Here is a 20534-nt window from a genome sequence, read left to right on the forward strand (position 1 = left end):
AGATAAAATCTTTGCGTCTTTGTGCTTATATAAAAATTAATCACCATTGTTTACGTCTTACATAAATAAACGTACTGATCATGACCGTAGCCATAGCTCCCAGCGTTATAAAATATCCGTATTTATGATGAAGTTCAGGCATATTATCGAAATTCATCCCATAAACCCCGGCAATAAAGGTGATCGGTAAGAAGTAAATAGAATAGATAGCCAGAACTTTCATAACCTGGTTGGCCTTTTGATCCGAAAGTGCCAGGAACATGGAAATAAGGTTGGTGATCTGAATATTCAAGTGATCAAAATCTGCCACTACATCTTTATGTTTATCTTTCAAATCAACAATTTCGGAGTCCTGTAAATTCAATAATTTAAATTTATCAATGGCATCCGTAGAAATCACCAGTACCCGTGAATTCAATCCTGATTTTCGTTTCAGTTTATAAAGACGGCGGATCTGGCTTGTATGATTGGTGTTTTTAAGGAAAATCTCATTCTCTATATTGTCCATAGTTTCAAACAGACTTAAAGATTCATCATCAAAACTTTTCATGATCAATATAGCAATCATCAGTGTGATCTGCTGAGGATTAAGGTCTTCCTGAATTAAAGAAACTTTCTTCTTGACTTCGGTGATACTTCTGGTTTTCATCCTGTGGATGGTGATAATGGTATTCTCCACCAAAAAAATCCCGATCTTGGTACTGATGTCACTGATGGTATTCAGATTCTTTCTTTCCAGTTCTGTACTTTCACGCAGGAGAAAGAATTTGATATTTCCGTCCTCTTCATATTTGGGAAGGTGGTTGGGGTCCATGGTATCTTCCAGAAGAAGATTATTGATTTCATATCTTTCATGAAGAAATTTCAGGTCTTCTGCAGTAGGAGCCTCTACATCTACCCATTCGCACTGGGAGGTTCTGTATATCGTATCAATTGGCATAAAGTAAAAATACTAATATTTTGAAAAACTATGTGTTAAATAAGTTTTATCTTTGCCAAAATTAAAAAACTATATGATTAAAAGTACAATAAAAGGTGTGGGATTTTATGTTCCAGATAACGTTGTTACAAATGATGATTTAGCAAAACTAATGACGACCAATGATGAATGGATTACGGAAAGAACGGGTATCAAGGAACGCAGACATAGAAAAAACAGGAATGACGCTCAGGAAACTACTGCTTATTTAGCGTTTAAAGCCTCAGAAAAAGCCATTCAGAACGCAGGTCTTACCTCAAAAGATATTGATTTTATTGTTTTTGCAACCCTTTCTCCGGATTACTATTTTCCTGGGAGCGGGGTATTGCTTCAGGATATGTTGGGATGCGATACAATTGGAGCACTGGATGTGAGAAATCAATGTTCGGGATTTGTATATTCTATGAGTGTTGCCAATGCATTTATTAAATCAGGTACTTATAAAAATATTCTTGTTGTAGGAGCGGAGGTTCACTCTTTCGGATTAGATTTTTCTGATGAAGGCAGAGGAGTTTCTGTTATTTTCGGAGATGGAGCAGGGGCCGTTGTACTTTCAGCTTCAGAAGATGAAAATTCAGGAGATATTTTAGCGGTGAATATGCATTCTGAAGGTAAATATGCAGACGAACTTTGTACGCAGTTCCCGGGTTCAAAATTCGGATGGAGTGACAGAATGAGAAGAGAACCTGAAAATGTAACTAACAAAGAAGTATACCCAATCATGAACGGTAACTTCGTGTTCAAACATGCAGTGACAAGATTTCCTGAAACGATGATGGAAGCATTAAACAAAGCAGGAAAAACAGTTGAAGATCTTGATATGTTCATTCCGCACCAGGCGAACCTTAGAATTGCTCAGTTTGTACAGGATAAATTCGGATTACCGAATGAAAAAGTCTTTAACAATATTCAGAAATACGGGAACACAACCGCTGCTTCTATTCCTATTGCTTTAAGTGAAGCGATTGAACAAGGGAAAATTAAAAGAGGTGATTTGGTACTTCTTTCAGCTTTCGGAAGCGGATTTACCTGGGGAAGTGTGCTGTTTGAATACTAAGAGAAGAGAGTAAATAGCTTTTGTATCTATAAAACAGAAAGAAAGCTTTATGTTCCACTCATATTACAGCTGAAGACGTGAAAATTCCCATCCTTTGGAGGGGTGGGGAAAATTCAAAGAATTTTTGACGGGGCGGTTGGCAACATTTATTCTCCAAACAATATAAAAAAAACGCAGAACTGCTAAAGTTCTGCGGTTTTTGATTTATGTATTCCTATTAAAGGCTTTTCAATAATTTTTCGGTATCCGTAGAATCCTGTCCTGTGCTTTTTGCAAGCTCAATAGACTTTTCAGCCCATGTTTTTGCATTTTTCTTATCCCCAATCTTATTGTAAAGATTTGCCAGAGTATCTGTATTAGCAAAGTTCTGATCTTTCTTTACAGATTCCTGTGCCCATGCAATTGCTTTTTCAAGAGATGTTTTATTGCTTACGTTTTCAAAGAAGTTCCACGCAAGAGAATTCAGTTCTTCAGAACCTGCTGCAGAATAGTCTTTGTATAAGTCAAGGATCAATTTTTCATACTCAGGAATATCTTTATTCTTTAAAGCTCTGTTGGCTTTCATTCTTTTTAAGATCTTGTCAGCCTCTTCTTTGCTTAGGAATTTCTGAGTTTCAGACATGAAATAGTTGTCGTCCCATTTTTTTGTATCTGCATTATATGCTTTTTTGGAAACGGTATTCAACTTGATGTTTTTGTCAAACTTTTCATACTTATCTTCCGGGAAGAATTTAACGATATCCGCTTTCTTATCCTGAAAAATTTTGTACAAAGGGCTGTCTGTAGTTTGAACCCCTGAAAGAAGCATTTGAACATCTTCCTGATCTAAACTTGGTTTCTGCTGGAAATAACGGTTAAGTACTTTACCGGCAAACTCAGCATCATTATACATTGTAAGCCCTGCAAGATTCTTTAGGAACTCAGGATCTTTTTCTCCTTTCTCAAACTGCTCTTTTAGAGAAGTCAGTCTTTTGTTTGGATCTTCGGCATCTTTGGCAAACTGGATAAAGTCTTTTTCTTCAACATATCCTAACGTTCTGTGTACTGCTTCACCGTTTCCATCAATAAACAGGTAAGTAGGGAATGCTTTTACATTATATTTTTTAGCCAACTCAATTCCTTCACCTTTTTCCATGTCAATTTTAGCATTGATGAAGTGAGAATTATAGTATTCACCCACAGACTGAAGTGGGAAGATATTTTTTACCATCAGTTTACAAGGTCCACACCATGAAGCATATGCATCTATAAAGACCAGTTTTTTTTCTTTTTTTGCTTTGGCAAGGATAGACGCAAAATTGCCGTCTTCAAATTTAATTCCCTGCGCCCATGCAAGAACTCCTATAAAGATTGAGGAAAGTATTGCTATTTTTTTCATAAAAACTTTTTATTCCCTGCAAATGTAATAAATATGATGACACATGAGCCGTTCATATTGAAAATAATTATAAAGGAATTTTGGTTTTAAAACAGGCATCAGTTCATATGAAGGATAATCATTTATTATTTCGGTCTAATTATTAAAATTAATGTAAATCGCTGTTTTAAGTTAAATGATTAAATTTCAATATAATATTTTAATAAAAAATAAAATATCACTAGTTTTGTAAAAAACAAAAAGACACCCAGTGAAAATAATGATGAATTATTATAAAATAAAAATAATAATTTGTTTCTGTATGTCTAAAAATATCCTGAAATTTTTGTTTTTGCTGGCAACAGCAGTCCCCATATTCGCTCAGAAAAAAAACAACTTTGACCTTATCTGTGAAAGAACGTCTTCTGTTACCGCACATAAGGATTTACCCAAAGCGATCAAGACCGCAGATTCTCTTTATATGCTGGCACAGAAACCTTCTGAGAAAATACAATCTCTTATTCTCTCTTCAGAACTTTATCATCATGCCGGCGAGCTTAAAAAAGCAATTTGCTATAGTGAAAACGTCCACTCGATAATCAATCAGATAAATGACCCGGAACAGATGGCTGTTGTAACCAGATTACTTGCCAGGCAATATAGACAGGTAGGGTTATATGAAAGATCTAAAAAATACATTGTAAAAGGACTGGAAGCTTCCGGCAGGATTACTGATTTTCAAAAAAGCAATGAGGCGGCAGGACTCCTGAATCAGGAAATGGCTTTCTATGAAATGGAACTGGGCAATTACTCAAATGCAATACGATTTATAGAATCTTCCCTGAAATATTTTGAGAGAATCAACAGCCGTAATGAAAACAGAACAGCTGCTGCTTCCTATCAGTTGCTTGGTGATGTCTATTTCAAACTGAATGACTATCCTGTTTCTGAAAATTATTACAGGAAAGCTGAAGGTTTGCTCAAAGTCGGAAGCTGTACGCTCGGATTGGTTTATAATGGTCTGGGAGGAATCCGTTTGAAGCAGAAAAACTGGAAAGATGCGGAACTATACCTGAAAAAAGCAGAAAAAATAGCAGACACTTCCCGAAGTCTTACATTGAAAAAAGCAGTATACTCCAATATAAATGATTACTATGAAGGGATGGGGGATAATTTCAAAGCTTCTTTATATGCTGTGAAATATGTACGGACATACGACAGTATTGCAGCCCGTAATCAAAGCTTCACAATGAAAGGAGCAGAGGTTTCAAAAGGGAAGACCAGTAAGAAGAGCGGACAGATGAATCTGGTGAAAAATGCCACTATTATTGTCCTGTTTACATTGTTGGTTGGCTTACTTGTTTTCTTCAGAATGAAACAGAAAAAACAACGTTCAAAGTTTAGAAATATCATAAGAACTCAGTTGAAAATGATCAGCAGCAGGAGTAATCATCCTTTAAAACAATCCGATGGTTCTGAGTTTTCCAATATATCTGTGGAAGAAATTGATGAAAAAGATTCTGAAACAGACCGAAGACGAAATGATTCTCTGATGACTTCCGAAACAGAATCAAAGCTGCTTGAACTTCTTGAAGATTTTGAGAAAGGTGATCTCTATAACAATAAGGGAATGTCTCTGTCTTTCCTTGCAGGTGAATTGAATACCAATACAAAATATCTGTCTTATGTAATCAATCAGCATAAGAGTGCTGACTTTAAATCGTATGTCAACCGACTGAGAATCAGATATATTGTGGATAAGCTGATCAACGATGAGAAATACCGACAGTATAAAATAAGCATCCTTGCTGATGAATGCGGCTTCTCTTCACACAGTAAATTTGCTGCAGTTTTCAAAGCGGTCACAGACTATTCTCCATCAGCCTATATTAAATATCTTGATGCTGAAAATCAATCAGATAAAAATGTTCATTTTCCTGAAAATGATTAAAAATAGATAGGTTTTTAAATTCTATCTTACTGTTTTCACGAAAATGAACAACCTATTGTTTTACAGGAACCCTTTGCTATCCTATCTTTGCGCCAGTTCGAGGGACATGAATACAATCATACTACAGCTTATCTCTTTTATTTTTTGAAGGAATATTTCTTTTCCTGAAATAATAGTATAGTAAGAAAATCATCCCTAAGCTGAAAACTAAACCATGAAAATTTATATATGGAACGCGTGTATATTTCATCATTGAAACAGCCACGGTTCCTGTTTTTATCTTTAAAGGAAGTATTCTGTTCACAGAATATAAACCATATCTTATAATCGGGGTTGATTGCCCGGTTTTTTTTCAGTCAAGTTTTTTTAAGTGCAAATCCACAGAAGTCTGTGGATTTGTGATTTTATTTAACTTTTGGACTGTCGGGTTTGGTTTTTGAAGTATCAGCTGCCGGAGCGGGTATAGAATTAGCTACAGCAGAATCACCCATTTTGTTTCTTAAAGATTCCTTGTTGTGGGCATCTTTATATTCCTCTCGTTTTTCTTTATTTTGAGCACAACTTCCAAGGAAAAGAAGTCCAAGAACTGCTCCTATCCAGAATTTTTTCATAGTAGTATATATTAATGTTTGGTAATAATCAAATATAAGATTAATTAAAAGATAAAAGATAAAAGATAAAAGATAAAAGATAAAAGATAAAAGATAAAAGATAAAAGATGTTATTATTAAAATTCAATAGGGGGTGGATTTTAACTCACTAACAAAAAAATATTCGTCCCATTGGCTTTATCCAATAAAAAAATCTGCAGCGATTTCATCTGCAGATTTTCCATTTTTAAATTGAACGTATATCAATACTATTTGACTGGAGACATTACCGCTGAATCTTTTTTTATCTTGACACTGTCAGGATTTGTCATTTTTGTAGTCATTGTATCAGTGGTTGTAGGCGGTATACTTTTTTGAGTATTTTCTACTGTCGCTGAATCACGATTGCTCGATGACATTGTCGATTCTTTGGTTCCACAGCTCACTGCAAATATTCCTATTCCAATGACTGTTAGCAATAACTTTTTCATACTATTTTATTTTGGGGTGTATACCTATCCAAAATCAACAATTATTCCTAAGAGGGTAGGGAAAGTCGTAAAATATAGGTAAAGTTTGTTAAAAAATGTTAGGTAACAGGTTGTAGGGATTAGGGATTAGGGATTAGGGGAGAGAGTATTGAAGTATTGGAGAAGTAAAAGTATATTTCTGGCTACCAGTAACCTTAAACTTTAAATCTTAAACCTCGAACTCTGCATCCCACAAAAAAGCCCCGAAACCGAAATTCCGAGGCTGTTCAATCATTTATCAATGATTATTTATCTTTTATTATCCCAAATAAGGATATTTGTAGTTTTTTGGAGAAACAAAAGTTTCTTTTACACTTCTTACAGAGGTCCATCTCAGAAGATTCATTTTAGAACCTGCTTTATCATTTGTTCCTGAAGCTCTACCACCACCGAAAGGCTGTTGTCCCACTACAGCACCTGTTGGTTTATCATTGATGTAGAAGTTACCTGAAGCATTCTCTAAAGCTTTATAAGCTTCATTGATCGCGTAACGGTCTTGTGAAAATACAGAACCTGTTAATGAATAAGGAGAAGTAGAATCTACAAGTTTTAGCGTTTCTTTCCAGTCCTTATCTTCATATACAAAGATTGATAAGATTGGCCCGAAGATCTCTTCTACCATACTTTCGTAGTGAGGATTTGTAGTTTCAATTACTGTTGGGTGTACAAACCATCCTTTAGAATCATCAACTTTTCCACCGATTGCTACAGAAGCTTCACCTGAAGCATTTGCTCTGTCGATATATCCTTTACATTTCTCGAAAGAATTTTTGTCAATTACAGCGTTTACAAAGTTAGAAGTATCTTCCGGAGAACCTACTTTAATAGAATTCATCTGAGTTTCCATTACTTTTTTCACGTCAGCCCAAAGAGACTTAGGTACATAAGCTCTTGAAGCAGCAGAACATTTTTGTCCCTGATATTCGAAAGCACCTCTTACCAAGGCAGTAGCTACAGCTTCTACGTTAGCAGATGGGTGAGCGATTACAAAATCTTTCCCTCCTGTTTCTCCAACAATTCTTGGATATGTTCTGTAGTTGTGGATATTATCACCAATCATTTTCCACATTCCCTGGAATACTTTTGTAGAACCTGTGAAGTGAAGACCAGCAAAATCACGGTGTGCCAATACTTTTTCAGCAGTTTCTTTTCCATCTGTAAAGATCATGTTGATAACACCTGCAGGAAGACCAGCTTCTATTAATACATCCATAATTACTTTTGCAGAATATACCTGCTTGTCAGACGGCTTCCAAACTACAACGTTTCCTAACATTGCCATACAAGTAGGAAGGTTTCCGGAAATAGCAGTAAAGTTGAACGGAGTTACTGCAAAGCAGAATCCTTCTAATGGTCTGTATTCAACGCGGTTCCAGATTCCATTGTCAGAAACCGGCTGCTCAGCATACATTTCTGTCATGAACTCTACATTGAATCTTAAGAAGTCGATGAATTCACAAGCTGCATCAATTTCAGCCTGGTGTACATTCTTAGACTGCCCGATCATTGTTGCAGCATTAATCACATCTCTGTAAGGACCAGCCAAAAGATCAGCTGCCTTTAAGAAAATTGCTGCACGCTGTTCCCAGCCTAGTTCATTCCATTCTTGTTTAGCTGCCAATGCCGCGTTGATAGCGTCATCCACATGCTGCATACCACCCTGATAGTAGAAACCGAAGTCATGAGCATGATCCTGAGGAGACTGAAGCTGTACTTTTGTATCAGTTTTCACTTCTTTTCCATTGATAATCATTGGAACTTCCACCTTTTCAGCCCACATTTTTTTATAAGTGTCGATAAGGCTTTTAACTTCCGGAGATCCCGGTTCATAAGAATTTACCGGCTCATTTACCGCTAATGGTACTTGCGAAATTGCTTTTGACATATTACGTTTTATTATTTTATTAAATTAAATAAGATGTGTATACAAATTTACGATAATTATAAGGAAAGAAAAAAATACCGCCTGTTTTTATGAAATAAAGCTTATTGTTAAGTAATAGCTAATGAATAAAGGATTTTTAACATGTTGTGTTGATAATATTGGATGTATTTATTCGATCTTTTAAATAGAAGGAAAAGATAAAGTGGAATATCAGAATTATAGGAATAAGGACAATAAAATATTTGTCATAGTTCATAAACTATGCTTAAGTATTATAAATAAGGGATTTATCATGAAATGTTAAAATTACATAAAATTGTATTTGTTGTGATTTTGAACATTTTAAATAATTTTTTTGATAGCCAAGGTTTTAAGATTGTTCTAATTTTACACCATTATTAATAGTATGAAAAAAAGAGTTTTATTTTTCTCTTTTCTGATGTTTTTCTCAGCGTTGTGTGCGGGTCTTTTTGCACATAAAGGGAAAACTCAGTCATACTCTGATATTATCTCAAAAATCAATCTCCTTCAGCAGAAATCCGATCAGCAGACCCAGCCTGAAATGTATAGTTTTTCAGATGTGCAGGATGTACAGGATTCCAATGACTGGGAGAAAGTGAAATTTGATTACTCAGTACTTGCACAGCAGTGGCTCAATTATTTCTTTGCAGGCTATACTTACAATACACAGGTTGCGGCTGTTCAAAACCGTACCTACATTACAGCACCAAGATACATTCTGTATCACTGCCTGCAGATAGCGGGCTGCTAATTCCTTTTTTTTAATTTTTAATGATCCATTGTGGTTTGTATTCACTCAATACAGATCCGTAAAAATCATTCCCATTTTACATTTTTTGAACATGTCTATTTGCCTTTATGGAGAGGTGAACCAGTACTGTTTGTCCAATTTTAAATAAAAATACTATGCACTTAACACCGAGAGAAACGGAAAAGCTTATGCTATTTCTGGCAGGCGAACTCGCTCTAAAAAGAAAGGCAAGAGGCCTTAAATTAAACTATCCTGAATCAATTGCACTCATCAGCCACTTTTTGCTTGAAGGAGCAAGAGATGGAAAAAAAGTAGCCGAACTGATGCAGGAAGGCGCTAATCTTCTTACTAAAGATGACGTAATGCCCGGCGTATCAGAAATGATCCACGATGTTCAGATTGAAGCCACTTTCCCTGATGGGACTAAGCTGGTAACCGTACATAACCCAATCCGCTAATACTACTGATTATGATACCAGGAGAAATTTTTGTAAAAGAAGGTACAATTATCTGCAATGAAGGCAGAGAAACTGTAAAAATAAAAGTAACAAACACCGGAGACCGTCCTATTCAGGTAGGTTCACACTTCCACTTTTTTGAAGTCAATAAAGCGATGAGCTTTGACCGTGAAAAAGCTTTCGGAAAGAGACTGAATATTGTAGCAAGTACTGCAGTAAGGTTTGAACCGGGAGAAGAAAAAGAAGTGGAATTGGTAGAAATAGGAGGAACCAAAAAAGCAATGGGCTTCAACAACCTTGTCGACGGACAGATAGATTCCGAAGAACAGAAAAAGGCAAGCCTTGCAAAAGTTGAAGAATTAAACTTTAAAAATCATTAAGATGAGCTTACACGTAGACAGAAAACAATACGCCAATATATTAGGTCCTACAGCCGGAGACAAAATCAGACTGGGAGACACTGAAATAATCATTGAAATTGAAAAAGATTTCACTCACTATGGAGACGAAGCCGTTTTCGGAGGAGGAAAAACAGTCCGTGACGGAATGGGACAGAATGTTACTGCTAAAAGAGATGAAGGTGTTCTGGACCTTTGCATCACAGGAGCTGTCATCATTGACCATTGGGGAATTGTAAAAGGTGATATCGGAATCAAAGACGGAAAGATCGTAGGAATCGGAAAAGCAGGTAACCCTGATACAATGGATGGTGTAAGTCCCAATATGATTATTGGAGCTTCAACTGAAGTCCACGGTGGAAAAGGATATATCGTAACAGCCGGAGGTATTGATACCCATATTCACTACATCTGTCCTCAACAGATCGAAACATCTCTATACAGCGGGATCACAACAATGATTGGCGGTGGTACAGGTCCGAATGACGGAACTAATGCTACAACAGTGACTCCGGGAAAACTCAATATGCAGAAAATGCTTGAGGCAGCAGAAGAATATCCTATGAACCTTGGTTTCTTCGGAAAAGGAAACTGTTCGGCAGAAGAACCTATTGAAGAGCAGGTAGAAGCAGGTGCTTTAGGTGTGAAAATCCATGAAGACTGGGGAGCAACTCCCGCAACAATTGATGCAGCACTGAAAGTAGCGGATAAATATGACGTTCAGGTTGCTATCCATACCGATACGCTGAATGAAGGAGGATTCCTGGAAGATACAATGAGAGCAATCAACGGAAGAGTGATCCATACATTCCATACAGAAGGAGCTGGTGGAGGTCACGCTCCGGATATCATTAAAGCAGCAATGTACCCAAATGTACTGCCCGCTTCTACAAACCCTACACGTCCTTACACAGTCAATACGATTGATGAGCACTTAGATATGTTGATGGTTTGTCATCACCTGAGCAAGAATATTCCTGAAGATGTAGCCTTTGCTGATTCCCGTATTCGCCCTGAAACCATTGCAGCAGAAGATATTCTTCATGACATGGGCGTTTTCAGCATCATGAGTTCGGATTCTCAGGCGATGGGAAGGCCGGGAGAAGTGATTACAAGAACATGGCAGACGGCAAGCAAAATGAAGGAGCAGAGAGGTGATTTAGCTGAAGATCAGGATAGTGGAAACGATAATTACCGTGCAAAAAGATATGTGGCTAAATATACCATCAATCCCGCTATTGCACATGGTATTTCAGAATATGTAGGATCTCTTGAAGAAGGTAAATTGGCAGATTTGGTGATCTGGAAGCCTGCATTATTCGGAGTAAAACCGGAAATGATTGTAAAAGGAGGGTTTGTGATTGCTGCTAAAATGGGAGATCCAAATGCATCTATTCCAACACCTCAGCCAATTATTTACAGAAATATGTTCGGAGCTCATGGAAAAGCCAAGTTTGGTATTTGTGCGAATTTCGTTTCTCAGGTTTCTATCGACAACGGAACTATTGCTTCTTACAAATTGGAGAAAATGATTCTTCCGGTAAAAAATTGTAGAAATATTTCCAAAAAAGACCTTATTCATAACGATAAGACTCCTTTAATTGAAGTGAACCCTGAAAACTATAAAGTAACGGTAGACGGTGAGTACATCACTTGCGAACCTGCGGAAAAACTTCCTTTAACCCAGCTGTATTACTTATTCTAAGATCAATTTAAAATACAGTATCTGAAAGCGAAACTATTGGGCTTTGTCATTCTGACGAAGGAAGAATCTCATAGGGATTCTTCACTACATTTCGTTTAGAATGACACTTTCAGGTACTTCTTTATCCAAGGTTTACTCACTGAATTTAAAATAATTATAGAACTAAGTTTAAAATGAAATATTTAAATAAAACAGTTGTTTCTCTTGCGGTAGCCGGAATGTCTATGCTTTCAGGAAATCTGAGCGCTCAGTTTTTGGGCGGGCACAGGCTTAAAAGTGATGAAGACGGACCAAAAGGACAGTTTATGGTGTATGGTTCATTAGACTATTCTAAACTTACAACTCCATCCAGCAGCAGCAGTACTGTTTCAAGCGCACCGCTTGGAGTAGGGTACTTCATTAACAATAATGACCTTATCGGAGCCAATTATGCTTACTCACAGAATACAGTTGATCATAATGTAGTCTACAAACAAAATGAAGCAGGTATCTGGTACAGCCCTTCATTGATGCTTGGAAAGTACTTTGTACTGATCGGGCAGGTAGATGCTCACTATGTTTGGGGACAGCAGCTGTCAACGGCTGCTGATGCAATGCAGAACTTTAACGGATTCCGTCTTCGTGCCTATCCCTTGATCGGAATATTACTGGGAGGAGGCTGGGCCCTGAAATTCAAATTTGCAGAACTTTCAATGCTTCAGACTAAAACCAAAGAAGAAGGCTGGACGAAGAACTATGTAGCAGGAATCAGTGGTTCAACATTCGGGGTAGGAATCTCCAAAAACTTAGACTTTAGAAAAAAATCCAAAAATGATAATTAATCAAATCACAGGCAACCTTTCTGAAAATCCTACAGGGAAAACCATAGATTATCTTGATCTGGAATGGTTTGAAACTACCAAAAGAATCCAGCGCAAAAAAACCAGACAGGGAACTGACGTTGCGATCAAGTTTCTCAGAGAAGGACAGCGTTTGCGTGAAGGAGATATTCTTTTTGAGGATGCAGAAAAAATAATCGCGGTAAATGTTCTGGAGACGGAAGCGATCGTGATGTCACCCGCTTCACTCCTGGAAATGGGTACCGTATGTTATGAGATCGGAAACAAACATATTCCGCTTTTCATTCAGAATGATAAAGTATTGCTTCCTTTTGAAATGCCGATGTTCAGATGGCTGGAAGCAAGCGGTTTCAACCCGGAGAAACAATCTGTGAAACTGCTGAATCTTCTTAAATCCAATGTAGAACCCCACGGGCATGGAAGTCTGGGATCAACAATCTTTACAAAAATCTTAAAAATGGCAGCTCCGAAAGATGAATAATATCAACATAAATTTCCTGTCAGGACTGCTTCATCTTGCAGATCCGACACTTCCCATCGGAGGGTATACTCATTCCAACGGACTTGAAACCTATGTGCAGGAAAGGATTGTACATAATTTAGGTACTGCCAAAGAATTTGTGCAGAATATGCTTCAGTACAACCTTAAATTTAATGACGGGGCTTTTGTAAAACTGGCGTATGAAGCAGCGGAAAAAGGAGATTTGCAGGCATTGTTACTTCTTGATAATGAGTGTAACGCTATAAAATGTCCGAAGGAAATTCGCCAGGCCAGTCAGAAATTGGGGATCAGGCTGATCAAAATCTTTAAAAGGAGAGACCGTTTCCCTTTTATGGAAGCGTTTGAAAAAGCAGTGCAGAATAAAGAAGCCAATTCCCATTATTGTATTGTGTTCGGAGTGTATGCTTACCTAATGAAAATTCCTTTGTATGAAGCTCTTTTAGGATTCTATTATACCTCAGTGGCGGGAATGATCACCAATGCGGTAAAGCTTGTTCCTCTTGGTCAGCTGGATGGACAAGATATTTTATTTTCCCTTTATCCTGTAATGGAAAAAACAGTCTGGGAAACCATAGAGCTGGACAGAGATATGGTAGGACTTTGTAATACCGCTTTCGATATCAGATGTATGCAGCATGAGAGATTGTATTCAAGACTTTATATGTCGTAAGGAAAAGGTAAATAGCTGATGATGCAGAATACGATGCACATTGCTGAGTGAAACGCCTTTGCGATCGTAAAATATTCACGGTAAAAAACTTAGCGTCCATAGCGTTAAAAAACAATTAAAATTTTAAAAAAATGGAAAATAGAAAATATATAAAAGTAGGAGTTGCAGGACCTGTAGGTTCAGGAAAAACTGCATTACTGGAACGTTTAAGCAGAAAATTATTCGGAAAGTATGACCTTGGAGTAATCACGAATGATATTTATACGAAAGAAGATGCTGAATTTATGGCAAAAAACAGTCTTCTTCCCCATGACAGAATTATCGGAGTAGAAACAGGAGGCTGCCCACACACTGCCATCCGCGAAGATGCAAGTATGAACCTTGAAGCCGTAGATGAGCTTGCAGCACGTTTCCCTGAAATTGAACTGGTTCTTATCGAAAGTGGAGGTGATAACCTTTCAGCGACATTCAGCCCGGACCTTGCAGACGTTACCATCTTCATTATTGACGTAGCAGAAGGAGAGAAAATTCCTAGAAAAGGAGGTCCTGGTATTACAAGATCAGACTTGTTAATTATCAATAAAATAGACCTTGCCCCGTATGTAGGAGCCAGCCTTGAAGTAATGGAAAATGATGCCAGAAGAATGAGAAAAGGAAATCCTTTTGTATTTACAAACCTAAAAACAGATGAAGGACTGGACAAAGTAATAGGTTGGATTAAAAAATATGCTCTTCTCGAGGAAATTGAAGAACCGAACTTAGTAAGATAAATGGACAGTCGTTTAAATATTATCGCAGGATTTAAGGGAGGAGAATCCTATGTGAAAAACCTTTATGTCTCACTTCCTTTCAGAGTGGTTTCTGTAGGGCAGCGGAAAAGTGACAAAAAACTCTATCAGATGGTGATGAGCTCCTCTCCGGGAATTCTGGATGGAGACCACTACCATCTGGAGGTTGCTCTTGAAAAAGGTGCTGCGCTTCAGCTGCAGTCACAATCCTATCAGAGGCTTTTCAATATGAAGGATAAAGCACTTCAGGAGCTTAATGTTTCTATGGAAGATGAAACCTCTTTTGCTTACGTTCCTCATCCCATAGTTCCACATGAAGATTCCAATTTTAAGAGCAAAGCGAATATTCATATCGGGAACAACAGCCAGATCATCATCAGTGAGATTATTACCTGCGGAAGAAAACATTATGGAGAAGTTTTTAAACTGAGGCGTTTTCAGAATGTGATGGAAATCTACCACAACAATAAGCTGATAGTGAAAGATAATGTTCTCATTCAGCCTGATATGATCCCGATCAGCAGTATCGGAAATCTGGAACAGTATACCCACCAGGGAACCCTGATCTTCTATAGTACGAAGGGAAATGTAGACAAGAATGGATTGATTGAAGAGATCGTTGAAGCAGCGGCACAGCATCATGAAGAAATGGAAGTCGGAGTCTCTGCAATGGATGACAATGGTTTTGTCGTAAGAGCTTTGGGACACGGAGGAGAGTTGATGTACAACTTCTTCCTGTATATTCAGGAAATTCTCTGGTCACTCGAGTAAAACAAAAAAGTAAAAAATGGATAGTACAGTTTGGGCGCTTCTTTTGAGTGCCGTTTCAATAAGTTTCATACACACCGCTTCAGGGCCGGATCACTACCTGCCATTCATTGTGATTTCAAAATCCAAGAAATGGAGCGGAATGAAAACAGCAGTATTAACGGTTGTCTGCGGTTTCGGACACGTATTCAGTTCTCTGATTTTAGGCTTTATCGGGGTTTTCCTTGGATGGCAGCTCAATAAGATCTCCTGGTTTCAGGATATCAGAGGAAATTTCTCAGGATGGGCACTGCTTATTTTTGGAGGCGTTTATCTGGTATATGGTCTCATTCAGGCCATCAGAAACAAGCCTCATAAGCATTTTGATGTAATGGGTGATGATGTTTATGTATACGAACATAATCATAGTGAAGTGGTAATGCCTCAAAAAAGAATAAAAGTGACTCCGCTTGTACTTTTTATGATTTTCGTAATGGGACCCAGTGAACCTTTAATTCCTTTATTATTCTATTCGGGAGTAAAACATTCAATGTCTGAAATTGCTGTTCTGGTAACGTCTTTCACCATAACTACCGTCCTGACAATGCTTGGAATGGTTCTTCTGGGACGTTATGGTTATTCAACACTATTCAATACTGAAAAGCTGGAAAGATATATGGGAGTGGTGAGCGGAGCTGTGGTAACCGTTTGCGGGGTTGGAATGGTCTTTCTTGGATGGTAAACGAGTTTCGGGATTCGGGGTAAGAGTGGTAGAGTTGGAAGGTCAGAGAGAATGAGAGTTTTAGGGTAGAGTCCCACTTCCTGCTCCCAACTTCTAGCTTCCAGCTATTACTTTTACTGTCTCACTCAAATCATCAATACATTTTACATTGTACAAAATACATTATACAAAAAAACTATGAACGAATTTTTCAAAAAACTACCTTTTATAGACCATGTTTTGAAAGGAATCGGACAGATTATGCTTCAGGAAAACAGATGGACAGGACTTCTGTTTCTTACAGGAATCTTTATGGGAAGCTGGCAGTGCGGGATTGCAGTATTGCTTTCAACGGCGGCCGGAACTTTTACTGCCATGAAACTTAACTATGCTAAATCTGAAATCAATGCCGGGCTTTACGGCTTCAGTGCGGCACTTGTAGGAGTAGCGTTGTCCTTTCTATTTGAAACTACATTGCTGATCTGGATTTTAATAGTGTTGGGTGGAGCATTGGCAGCTGTTATTCAGCATTTCTTTATTCAGAAGAAAATTCCGGTGTTTACCTTTCCTTTCATTATCATTACATGGATATTGGTATTTGCACTCCATCATTTTACGCATATCCCGCCATCTGCGATGTTGAGCAGTGAAGTGGTGCCCACAGAATATGATGATTTTCTTGCCTGTACCAATGGTTTTGGCGAAGTAATATTTCAGGGTGGAGTACTTTCAGGAATGATTTTCTTTCTTGCCGTTTTCATCAGTTCTCCCATAGCCGCTTTATATGGGCTGGCAGCATCTATTCTTGGTGCAGGATTATCACAGTTGAACGGAGAACCTATTAAAGAAATTCACATGGGATTATTTGGTTTTAATGCCGTGCTTTCAGCAATTGCTTTTTCCGGAGTTAAAAAAACAGATGGTTTATGGGTACTTATTGCCGTTCTTATCACGATTGCCATTGATGATCTTTTGATTGACAATCATTGTTTAGATATCGTGGGTGGAGTATTTACTTTTCCATTCGTAGCCGGAACGTGGATTACGCTTTTAATTCAGAAAGTATTTCTTAAAACTAAAGAATAGAGTTTTAGAAGGGAGTTCAAAATTTAACGTTCAAGGTTTAAAGTTTAAAGTTCTCCTACGAATGACTGATGATTCACTTGTCTTTCATTTAACTTCTAAAATCATTAATACATTATACAAACAAATAAAAAATGAAAATAACAAAAATAGCAGCCGTATTTCTGGTTATGGCATTCAGTGGAAAAATGATGGCGCAGGAAGCAGAAAAACAGTTGCTGATCAAAGATGCAGATGACAAATTTCCCATTGCAGATGCTTTGGTAAAATATGACCACGGGAACAGCCATACTCATACCGCGGCAGATGGTATATTTGCCATTCCTGTAAAATCACTTCCTGATACCCTTGTGATCAGCCGTCAGGGATATGATGAGGTAAAATGGGTGGTGACCAGCGATGAAGATAAAAATAAAGTTATTTTTTTACAGCATAAGCCTTTTCAGATTTCTGAAGTTGCCATCAATCACAGTTCATTTTTATCAGCCATTACCAAGGTTGATCTGAATAAATTTCCGGTAAACTCAGCGCAGGATTTATTGAGAAAAGTTCCGGGATTGTTTATTGCACAGCATGCCGGAGGAGGAAAGGCCGAACAGCTTTTTTTAAGAGGATTTGATGCCGATCACGGTACCGATGTCAGCGTTAATGTGGACGGAATGCCGGTGAATATCGTTTCTCATGCCCATGGTCAGGGATACTCAGATTTACACTTTGTGATTCCTGAAACGGTAAACAATATTGACTTCGGAAAAGGAGCCTATTATATGGATCGCGGTGATTTCAATACGGCAGGATATGTAGATTTTCAGACCTATAATGGATTGAAAAACAGTATGATTAAACTGGAAGGAGGCTCTTTCAATTCAAAAAGAGTTTTGGGAATGTTCAATATTCTGCATGATGATCTGGGAAGAAAAAATGCCTATATCGCAGCAGAATACAACTATACAGACGGCCCTTTTGATGTAAAACAGAATTTCAACAGAGTTAACATCTTCGGGAAATACAACCAATGGTTAACTGATAAAGACTATTTCAATATTCAGTTTTCAACATTCAATTCTTCATGGAATGCTTCCGGACAGATTCCGGAACGTGCCGTAGATGAAGGAATCATTGGCAGATGGGGAAGTATAGACCCTACGGAAGGCGGAAAAACTTCCAGAACAAATCTTCAGATGAATTTCAAGCACATTATATCTCCTTCTGAGCAGATTGATGCCATGGCTTTCTATTCAAAGTATAATTTCAATCTGTATTCTGATTTTACCTTTAATTTAAAAGATAAAGATCATGGAGATGAAATTCAGCAGACCGACGGAAGAAATATCTACGGTGCCGAAGTGAAATATACCAAAACTTTTGCCCTGGCTAATAGTTCTTTAAACTGGACTTCTGGAATAGGGTTAAGGAATGATGATATCAATACTTTACAGCTTAACCATGTGTATCACAGAGATATGCTGCTTGACAGATTATCCGATGTGACAGGGACGGAAACCAACCTTCATGCTTACTCAGGATTGGTATGGAAGACAGGAAAATGGACCATTAACCCTGCTTTGAGAGTAGATCATTTTATCTTTAACATGCATAATCTGCTGGATGTAGAACAATTGCCGTCCGGACAGTCAAAAGAAGCAACAAGACTAAGCCCGAAATTGAATTTCTCCTACGCTCAGAATGATAACGTGATGTGGTTTCTGAAAACAGGGATGGGCTTCCACTCCAATGACCTGAGAGTAGTCGTTCCCAATAAAAACGAAAATACCCTTCCATATTCTATTGGAGCAGATTTTGGGGTGAGATTACATCCGTTCAAATCATTGATTATTACTCCGGCATTATGGTATATGGATCTGCAGCAGGAATTTGTTTATGTAGGAGATGATGCTGTAGTAGAACCTTCCGGAAAGTCAAGACGTTTCGGGGCCGATCTTGGAGTTCGTTTCCAGCCGTTGGAAAACTTTTATCTGAATGCCGATATCAATTATTCCCATGCAAGATTTACCGAAGAAGAAAAAGGACAGGATTACGTTCCGCTGGCTCCTGTAGTAACCAGTACAGGATCTGTAAACTGGGATTTCCTGGATGGCTTTTCTTTAGGACTTCAATACCGATATCTGGGAGCAAGACCAGCAGTAGAGGATAACAGTATCAGAACCAAAGCTTACTTTGTAAATGATCTAATGCTTTCTTATAACCGCCAGAAATGGGGTGCAAATGTTCAGCTTAACAACCTTTTCAATGTAAAATGGAATGAAGCCCAGTTTGCAACAGAAACGCAGTTGAAAGGAGAAGCAGAACCTATTACAGATCTTACTTATACACCGGGAAGTCCTTTTGGAGTGAGGGTAGGAGTGTATTATAAGTTCTAAATGAATGAGTGGGAGAGTATAAAGTGGTGAGAGAGGAGGTTGCTGGATGCGGGAGTTGCTTTTGCCCTTTTACTTTCCACTGATTCAATATTGAGTCTTAAAAATATTTTGTATAACTTTAAATAATCATAAAAAGGATATGGAAGTTCTATCCAATTTTCAATATAAAAAACTCTTTCTTCCGAATATTACGGACAGGATATTAGCCAATAATGCTGATATACAGCTCTATCGGATAGAAAATTACCTTAAAGGCATTCTGATGCCGGTCATTCCGTATCGTACAACGTTTAATTTTATCATTTTCGTTACCAACGGTCATATCAGACAATATCTTGAAAATAAAGAATATCATGCTGGGAAAGGCGGGGTTATCTTTATCAAACAAGGAACCATCACGGCAACCGTAGAATTATCTGATGATATTGAAGGTTTCTTCCTGGCTTATGAAAATAATATCCTGTCTGAACAGGAACTGCCAAAGCATAAAAGCAGTATCTTTTTCATGACTCCTTTCCTGAATCTGGACAGCCTGACTTATGGAACCATTACCCAGCTTCTTCCTATCATGGAGCAGGAGTTGTGGCTAAATAATCTCAATATCAATGATGTAGTAGTAACGATGCTTCATCTTATTTTAATCAAAATGCTGAGCACAGATTCTGATACCCATCACAAATCTGCGACACGTCCTATGGAATTGTCCCTTCAGTTTCGGGATCTTTTGTTTAAATATCATGTGGGAGAAAAGAGAGTGGCGTTCTATGCCGATAAACTGTCGGTAACAGAAAGCTACCTGAATAAATGTGTAAAAGGTGTTACCCAGAAATCCCCAAAACAGTGGATCAATGAGATAGATATCAATTACAGCAAAGCATTACTTCACTCCAGTAAAGATATTGCTGAAATTGCTTACGAACTGAATTTTCATACTGCTTCCCATTTTACCCAGCTTTTCAAAAAAATTGCAGGTATTACTCCAAAGGAATACAGAATACAGTTTTTGAATAACAACAGGATTTCAATATAATAAGGCTGGGAGTAGGAAGCCGGATGCTGGAAGTATTGCAGAAGCTTGATCAAAATGAGTTGAAAGTTCGGGATTTGATTTCAGAACTTCC

Annotated in this window: 20 protein-coding genes; 15 read left to right on the forward strand and 5 right to left on the reverse strand. The window is 37.8% G+C overall.

Going from position 1 to position 20534, the window contains the following annotated elements:
- Nucleotides 1–40: 40 nt before the first annotated feature.
- Nucleotides 41–940: a magnesium transporter CorA family protein gene (locus ACPF63_RS04155; RefSeq protein WP_047387733.1), complete on the reverse strand. Its 900-nt coding sequence runs from the start codon at nucleotides 938–940 to the stop codon at nucleotides 41–43.
- Between the two features lie 73 nt (nucleotides 941–1013).
- On the opposite strand from ACPF63_RS04155, the gene ACPF63_RS04160 reads away from it, so the two are divergent.
- The gene (locus tag ACPF63_RS04160) at nucleotides 1014–2036 is read left to right on the forward strand and encodes a 3-oxoacyl-ACP synthase III family protein (protein ID WP_426482079.1); all 1023 of its coding nucleotides are present in this window, start codon (nucleotides 1014–1016) and stop codon (nucleotides 2034–2036) included.
- A gap of 217 nt (nucleotides 2037–2253) precedes the next feature.
- Here ACPF63_RS04160 and ACPF63_RS04165 read toward each other — a convergent pair whose 3' ends face one another.
- Nucleotides 2254–3414, reverse strand: coding sequence for a thioredoxin fold domain-containing protein (locus tag ACPF63_RS04165; RefSeq protein ID WP_426482080.1), 1161 nt, complete (start codon nucleotides 3412–3414; stop codon nucleotides 2254–2256).
- A gap of 301 nt (nucleotides 3415–3715) precedes the next feature.
- Here ACPF63_RS04165 and ACPF63_RS04170 point away from each other — a divergent pair, with 301 nt between their 5' ends.
- Nucleotides 3716–5344 (forward strand): tetratricopeptide repeat protein, encoded by a 1629-nt coding sequence (locus ACPF63_RS04170; RefSeq protein ID WP_426482081.1) that lies wholly within the window; start codon nucleotides 3716–3718, stop codon nucleotides 5342–5344.
- 404 nt (nucleotides 5345–5748) lie between these two features.
- On the opposite strand, the gene ACPF63_RS04175 is transcribed toward ACPF63_RS04170, so the two are convergent.
- The 3 genes from ACPF63_RS04175 to pruA form a co-directional block, all read right to left on the reverse strand.
- The gene (locus ACPF63_RS04175; protein ID WP_077418494.1) at nucleotides 5749–5955 is read right to left on the reverse strand and encodes a hypothetical protein; all 207 of its coding nucleotides are present in this window, start codon (nucleotides 5953–5955) and stop codon (nucleotides 5749–5751) included.
- 248 nt (nucleotides 5956–6203) lie between these two features.
- Entirely contained in the window at nucleotides 6204–6425 is a 222-nt protein-coding gene (locus tag ACPF63_RS04180) for a cytochrome C551 (RefSeq protein WP_077418496.1), read from the reverse strand.
- 298 nt (nucleotides 6426–6723) lie between these two features.
- Nucleotides 6724–8349: an L-glutamate gamma-semialdehyde dehydrogenase gene (pruA, locus tag ACPF63_RS04185; RefSeq protein WP_077418497.1), complete on the reverse strand. Its 1626-nt coding sequence runs from the start codon at nucleotides 8347–8349 to the stop codon at nucleotides 6724–6726.
- 406 nt (nucleotides 8350–8755) lie between these two features.
- On the opposite strand from pruA, the gene ACPF63_RS04190 reads away from it, so the two are divergent.
- The 13 genes from ACPF63_RS04190 to ACPF63_RS04250 all read left to right on the forward strand — a co-directional run bounded on the left by ACPF63_RS04190 (nucleotide 8756) and on the right by ACPF63_RS04250 (nucleotide 20443).
- The gene (locus tag ACPF63_RS04190; protein ID WP_077418498.1) at nucleotides 8756–9121 is read left to right on the forward strand and encodes a hypothetical protein; all 366 of its coding nucleotides are present in this window, start codon (nucleotides 8756–8758) and stop codon (nucleotides 9119–9121) included.
- A gap of 155 nt (nucleotides 9122–9276) precedes the next feature.
- Nucleotides 9277–9579 (forward strand): urease subunit gamma, encoded by a 303-nt coding sequence (gene ureA / locus ACPF63_RS04195; protein ID WP_047387758.1) that lies wholly within the window; start codon nucleotides 9277–9279, stop codon nucleotides 9577–9579.
- 11 nt (nucleotides 9580–9590) lie between these two features.
- Complete coding sequence (gene ureB, locus ACPF63_RS04200; RefSeq protein ID WP_047387761.1) at nucleotides 9591–9959, forward strand: urease subunit beta; 369 nt, start codon at nucleotides 9591–9593, stop codon at nucleotides 9957–9959.
- Nucleotide 9960: 1 nt separating this feature from the next.
- A complete protein-coding gene (gene ureC / locus ACPF63_RS04205; RefSeq protein ID WP_426482082.1) occupies nucleotides 9961–11682 on the forward strand; it encodes an urease subunit alpha in 1722 nt (573 codons plus the stop codon).
- Nucleotides 11683–11855: 173 nt separating this feature from the next.
- Entirely contained in the window at nucleotides 11856–12503 is a 648-nt protein-coding gene (locus ACPF63_RS04210) for a hypothetical protein (protein WP_426482083.1), read from the forward strand.
- On the forward strand, nucleotides 12493–13002 hold the full coding sequence (gene ureE, locus ACPF63_RS04215) for an urease accessory protein UreE (protein WP_077418500.1): 510 nt from the start codon (nucleotides 12493–12495) through the stop codon (nucleotides 13000–13002). The genes ACPF63_RS04210 and ureE overlap by 11 nt, the downstream gene beginning before the upstream one ends.
- Nucleotides 12995–13693 carry an urease accessory protein UreF gene (locus ACPF63_RS04220; RefSeq protein WP_077418501.1) on the forward strand — a complete coding sequence of 233 codons (699 nt, stop codon included), beginning with the start codon at nucleotides 12995–12997 and terminating at the stop codon, nucleotides 13691–13693. The genes ureE and ACPF63_RS04220 overlap by 8 nt, the downstream gene beginning before the upstream one ends.
- A 131-nt stretch (nucleotides 13694–13824) precedes the next feature.
- Nucleotides 13825–14463 carry an urease accessory protein UreG gene (gene ureG / locus ACPF63_RS04225; protein ID WP_045499433.1) on the forward strand — a complete coding sequence of 213 codons (639 nt, stop codon included), beginning with the start codon at nucleotides 13825–13827 and terminating at the stop codon, nucleotides 14461–14463.
- Entirely contained in the window at nucleotides 14464–15252 is a 789-nt protein-coding gene (locus ACPF63_RS04230; RefSeq protein ID WP_426482084.1) for an urease accessory protein UreD, read from the forward strand.
- A gap of 16 nt (nucleotides 15253–15268) precedes the next feature.
- The gene (locus ACPF63_RS04235) at nucleotides 15269–15970 is read left to right on the forward strand and encodes a hypothetical protein (RefSeq protein WP_426482085.1); all 702 of its coding nucleotides are present in this window, start codon (nucleotides 15269–15271) and stop codon (nucleotides 15968–15970) included.
- 177 nt (nucleotides 15971–16147) lie between these two features.
- The gene (locus ACPF63_RS04240; RefSeq protein WP_077418504.1) at nucleotides 16148–17035 is read left to right on the forward strand and encodes an urea transporter; all 888 of its coding nucleotides are present in this window, start codon (nucleotides 16148–16150) and stop codon (nucleotides 17033–17035) included.
- Between the two features lie 131 nt (nucleotides 17036–17166).
- Nucleotides 17167–19413, forward strand: a complete 2247-nt coding sequence (locus tag ACPF63_RS04245) for a TonB-dependent receptor (protein WP_426482086.1) — start codon at nucleotides 17167–17169, stop codon at nucleotides 19411–19413.
- Nucleotides 19414–19552: 139 nt separating this feature from the next.
- The gene (locus ACPF63_RS04250; protein WP_180564209.1) at nucleotides 19553–20443 is read left to right on the forward strand and encodes a helix-turn-helix domain-containing protein; all 891 of its coding nucleotides are present in this window, start codon (nucleotides 19553–19555) and stop codon (nucleotides 20441–20443) included.
- Nucleotides 20444–20534: the final 91 nt, after the last annotated feature.

This window comes from Chryseobacterium sp. R2ACT005 (assembly GCF_049949215.1).
Lineage (GTDB): Bacteria > Bacteroidota > Bacteroidia > Flavobacteriales > Weeksellaceae > Chryseobacterium.